Origin of the sequence: Dysgonomonas termitidis (genome assembly GCF_042654545.1) — a bacterium.
In the GTDB taxonomy this organism is placed as follows: Bacteria; Bacteroidota; Bacteroidia; order Bacteroidales; family Dysgonomonadaceae; genus Dysgonomonas; species Dysgonomonas termitidis.
On sequence record NZ_JBHSGN010000070.1, the window covers coordinates 1 to 5356 of the forward strand.

The following is a 5356-nucleotide window of genomic DNA, read 5'->3' on the forward strand; positions in this document are numbered from 1 at the left end:
GGATGTAATCCGGTGTAGCGGTATCCCATTGTCCGCTGGCATGGGTATATTCGATGGCAGTCAATGCGGCCAGGGCGCTGTTTGCAGCCAATGCGCCGACCTGGCTGTCGGCATTGGCGACCACCACCAGGCGGCTGTAATCGCCCGCAGGGATGGACAGGGTCACCTTGACATTGCCGCTGCCGTCACTCGTGAATTCCGATGATGTGGCAACGATCATTTGTTGAAGCTCTTCGGTGCCGCTGATATCCTTGTAGGCCAGCACGGTAAGCTGGCTCACCTGGTTTTCCTGCCCCGCGGTCATGCCGTAGGTCGAGGGTGTTCGGGCGCCGGGGATGCGAACCTCGAGGGTCACATTCTTTTCCCCGTTCTGACCCGGATCAGGCTGAACCGGATTATCGCCATCCATGGTGCAACCGGATAACAGCGCCATGGTAAACAGCAATAAAGTAATAGTGATTGTTTTCATACGTTTTATCCTTTTATCCTTTTTTTCTTCTACGTTCTATCGTTCTGTATGTATGAAGCATGGATCGAATCATTAAATCGTTATTCATTTATTTTTTGTTCCTGCTTCCTGTTTTCTTTGTATGCTTGTTTTTTATATATCCTGTCCGGCTTTTAACCTTCCAATGATTGTGTCCGGTCTGTGCCGTAGCTTGTTTTTATTCGTGTTACAGCGTGTCTACAGGGATGTTTCCCCAGTTCTCGAGCAGCGTGACGATAACCACATTCCCCTCGAATGAGATAAGGATAGGTATGGTGACCTCTTTGCCGTCAGCGATGACGATGTTGTTGTCGGCTATGAACTGCTGCAGGTTTACGGTATGGAGCACCGTATTGTCCGTGCTGTTGTCCAGCACGTCTATCGTGATAGGGTTATCGGCCGTGAAGCGCAGCACGTCGCAGGTGGCCTGCGCCTGTTTGTTGCCCGTGTCTACCGTTACCGGCGGATAGTATGTCGTAGGGTTACCGTGGGTAACCATATTATAGTCGTATGCAGGTACAAGGTTGTTCACCCTGATATAAGGGTAGCCGGAAGTCGGTGCGCCGGCGTCGGTGCTTGCCAGGCCTTTGACTTGTATGATGAGCCGGATATAAGCCGGTGTGAATGGTACTGTTTCGCTATTGGCCGTGTTAGGTTTTACCGTAAAGGTATGTGTGCCGTAATACAGGGCATCGTTGGTCGGTATGCGCGCGGAATTGAAGTAACCGGGATTAGCCACTTCGTGCCGGCTAAGATCGGCTCCCTTTGTCAGCCCGTTGATTTGGGTATTGTCAAAAGCATTTCCCCAGCAGACAGCTGTATAATCATCTGCCGGCAGGTATAACCTGACTCCCTGGAAGGCATCCAGATCATCCTTATCAACTTGCACCGTCTCCACCAGCTTTCCATTCGGATTGTATATCGCGACTGTCACCCGGCTGATATGATCCGGAAAGTTCAGGTAGGTAAATGCGAGCGTCAGATTCTCATCCGGTGGGCAATCACTCAGGTCATCACCGATACATCCTGTGAAAAATACTGACGCAACTAGCAGGATTAATGTCTTCAGCTGTTTCATATGTGAATAATTTATTTTTGTAAGGCAATTGCAGGCAATAACCGCGTTACCGCTTGCTTGTTTATTGGCTTTATTTTTTTTGTCGTATCGTTTATTATACCGTTTTACAGGGTCCGTTTCCGGTAAGTTACCGTGAACCGCTTTATGATAAACCCTCCCGGGAGAGGAGGGGCGCCGGTCCGTTATATCCGGAACCCTTCCCCGTCCCTTCTGAAGGTTTTTGATTGGTTTCTCCGAAAGTAGCCGGGCAGTGTAAGCCCCGGCCCCTTTGAGGTGAAAGTTCAATAGCTGTTATTTAAAATGCAGGAACAACGTCCTGGTTTGACCATGGAGATACAGTACAGTTCACCGTTATGCTCTCAGTAGCATTTGTTTCCGGATACGGAGACAAATTTTCACCTCCTATTTTAATACCTTCACCAGTGCCAGTGACACCCAGGGTGTATACTTTTCCGGCTGCCAATTGTGTTAACGGTGTTCCACCTACTTTCAGGTCTTTAATAGTAATATAAGCAGGAGATGCAAGGCTATGGCCGACAGCAAATGCGTCCTCTATTTTTAATACGATATGGGGAACCGCTGATTGGTCTACCCCGTCGATGGTTGTTCCCGCAACCGACACTTTTACAGGCAATACATAATAAGCCCATCTGTTAGCCGGTGTAAAGCTTGTAGTGCCTGTAACTCCTGTAAATTCATCTTTGAAACGTGCAGGGTATGAACCGTTGGTCCAAATTGCATCAGACTTGCCATAGTTTAGAATACTAGCAGCCGAAATCGGCTTAGTTGTATAGTCCGTACCGAGTTGTGTGTATGTATTGTTGATATAAATCCCTGTCAGTTTGAAACTTGTCAATGGAATTTGTGCAAGCGGATCTGCCTCAACCTTGAGAAGCTCGATCCGGGAAATAGCAGGAACCAGCATTACATTGGCTACATATGAACCCGCACTTCCTGTGATAGCAGCCTGGCCGAATACATTAACATTTGTTTGCGGGTCGGTCTGACTGGCCTGTTGGAACAGTGTCTCGTTCAGTTTCGATAACGGATCATAGTCCACGATTTCACTGATACTACCGGAAGCGAGAGTAGGGGATGTTGTTTCAGTCTCGCTATTGGCGACAATAATCACATCGGTTACGGAACCCGGTACATTGTTAAATGTTTTACCTGACGCTACCTCCAAGGTAGTCAGCGTACCGACTTGTGCGATAACACCGCCACCGACGAAGAATACTTTCGCTTCCTTGATATCAGGTACCACGCCTACAGCTGACGCTTCATCGGCATAAGTCGACGGCACGGCGATACTCACGGTCACGTTTTTTTTAGGAAGATCGTCCGCTTGCGGCGCGTTCGCATCGTCATTCGAACAGCTGCTGAATCCTAATAGCAAGGCTGTTGCTGCAATAATTGCATGTTTGAAATTTGTTTTCATTTTTTGTTAATTTTAAAATTAAAGAATATAATTACTATCTGTTTTTATACCGTTCCATTTTCTGATTATCGGCCCGTTTGGCCGCCACTTCCTCCAGGTTGCGGGCTGCTTCCTCGCTACCGGCTGTTTTCGCCCGGTTAAACAGGGCTTCGGCTTCATCCAGTTCCCCTGCCAGCAGGCGTATCACGCCCAGGTTGTTCAGTACGGCCGGATGGTTGCCGCCGGGGGCTATGCCGGCTGCCTTGTCCAGCAGGCGCCCTGCGGTATTCAGCTCCCCGTTTTCGATCAGCAGCGCCGCCGCGTTGACGTTTGCCGTTACATCGTCGGGATAGTATCTGGGAATCGCCTCGAGCAATATATCCGCATAGTCCTTCGTGCCTTTGCCGTAACTTTGGGCCAGGTTGTAAAGCTCCAACTGGGACAGGTCTTCCGGTTTGCGGCTATACAGCGATTTGCTTTCTTCGACAGTGTAATCCCTGACCGTATAGTCGATCTGGTATTCCACCCTGCGGAGTCCGGGGAACATATCCCGGAGCATCTGCCGGTAGGGTGCACCCTTTGCCAGGCGCATCAGGGCCTTTTCGCATCCGTCCATTATTTCCGTGGTGGAAATAATTTCCAGTATCTTGTCCTTGTATTCCATATCGGAGGCTTGTACCTGTACGACCAGCCCGTCCCAATCCTCGGCCACATGGTTTACCTTGAATAGGCCCTCGTCGAATCCGAACTTCGTTTTCAGGTAATCTTTCAGCGCCAGCGACCGTTCTTTCGATAAACGCTCGTTGGTGGTGTACAATCCGTCGGGGGAAGCATAGCCTTCGATAAACAGGGCGGTGATCACCGCATCGGGATTGTCCTTTACATCCGAGACGGCTTCGTTGATCTTGGCCAGCTCCGCAGGATTCCGGCGGAAACCGGGGTTAATGACCGACCTGCCTGCCTGGAAGTCCAGGAAAGCTTTGCCCTGACGCTTGCGCGTCTTGACTTCCCTGCCCGGGGTGAGTAAGGATACTCCGGGGCTGACCTGATAGGGCACACGTGCTTCCAATTCCACCTTGCCGCTCAATGCCAGCGCATACAGCCGTGATTCCTGCCTGTAGCCCGTTATCTGCTGGTAGAGCACGAAGCGGGCGGAATCCATCCAGGATTCATAGGGGGTTTTCAGGTTATATAGAAGTGTCGTATCGGTGGACGGACGGGTATTTACCTGCATCAAAGGACGATGATAGGCGGTTACCCGGTCCATGTCCGCAAGGGTAAAATAGCGTTCGTTCAGCTTTTGGCGCCGGTCACCGTTGACCAGTATATAGGGAAAGGTTAACATGTTGCTGTCCGGATCGCTACCGGTACTCAGCTCGGGAACCAGCAGCATCGATTGACCACGGGAGACGGCCCGGCCCTGTATGCGTACGGAAAAACTTAATAGCAGGCTGTCGCCCTCTTCTTTCAGCCCGGCGCTTTCAACCGACAGCCGGCCTTTATAGAAATCCTTATTCTGTGCCGGCAGGCTGAGCGCCGCCAACAGGAAAAATACAGCTGATATATGGGAAATATGGAATCGTTTCATACGTTTCATTGTCTTATTTGATTATATAGATGATGGATATACCTGCCTTTGTAGGCCCGAAATAATGCCTGCTGCCGCTCTCCAGCAGCTTGCCGCAGGTTTTGCACTCATACCTGTCATAATCCGTATAGGCATACCCCAGGCCGATGGTGGCTTCCAGGCTCCAGCGGGGAGACAGCATCCATTGGTAACCGTAGGAGATGCCCGCCCCGAAAATGTCGCCCCGGTAACGGCCTGTCTCAAGGCCCGGGTACAGGTCCAGCGGCAGCTTGATGGCTCCTACATTGTAATTGGCATAGAGCGCATGCACACCGAAGAAATGACCGAAGAACGGTTCGTAAAGCCAGTAACGGAGCTCGGGTTGCACCAGTATATGCTTCAGCTTCTTATTCCCGCTATAGGTGAAAGGGTTGTAATTAACCGGTATATCCAGCGTATAGCGGCTGTCCAGCTTAACTTCCACCCCCAGGTTGAAGGTCGTGGTAGCATCGTACAATAAATTGGTTTTGACCGCCAGGCGAGGTGACGCCAAAGGCAGATTGCCTGCTTTGTCCTGCCCCCGTACGGATACCAGGGCAATTGTAAGAAGCAGAAAAATGAATGCGGATTGTTTCATAAAATATATAGGTATTATTTAGTTGACTTCATGTTGTATAGTTTGCCGGTTCACTGCTGTATGACGGTTATTTCCGCCCGGTCCATCCACTGTTCGTAGTCCAGCGATATGCGGTAAGGGTAATCGATGGCCGCCCGGCCGGTTGCCTGCAACAACTTTTTTATATGGTA

5 protein-coding genes are annotated in these 5356 nt (G+C 50.3%); all 5 read right to left on the reverse strand.

Features of this window, described 5'->3' with window-relative positions; translation table 11 throughout:
* On the reverse strand, positions 1-469 hold a 469-nt coding region (locus ACFO6W_RS10890; RefSeq protein ID WP_379996272.1), incomplete at its 3' end, for a fimbrial protein.
* Between the two features lie 205 nt (positions 470-674).
* Positions 675-1565 carry a FimB/Mfa2 family fimbrial subunit gene (locus ACFO6W_RS10895; protein WP_379996274.1) on the reverse strand — a complete coding sequence of 297 codons (891 nt, stop codon included), beginning with the start codon at positions 1563-1565 and terminating at the stop codon, positions 675-677.
* A 295-nt stretch (positions 1566-1860) separates the two neighbouring features.
* Positions 1861-3003 carry a hypothetical protein gene (locus ACFO6W_RS10900; protein ID WP_379996276.1) on the reverse strand — a complete coding sequence of 381 codons (1143 nt, stop codon included), beginning with the start codon at positions 3001-3003 and terminating at the stop codon, positions 1861-1863.
* Between the two features lie 34 nt (positions 3004-3037).
* Complete coding sequence (locus tag ACFO6W_RS10905; protein WP_379996278.1) at positions 3038-4579, reverse strand: tetratricopeptide repeat protein; 1542 nt, start codon at positions 4577-4579, stop codon at positions 3038-3040.
* Positions 4580-4583: 4 nt separating this feature from the next.
* Positions 4584-5186, reverse strand: a complete 603-nt coding sequence (locus tag ACFO6W_RS10910; RefSeq protein WP_379996280.1) for a DUF3575 domain-containing protein — start codon at positions 5184-5186, stop codon at positions 4584-4586.
* Positions 5187-5356: the final 170 nt, after the last annotated feature.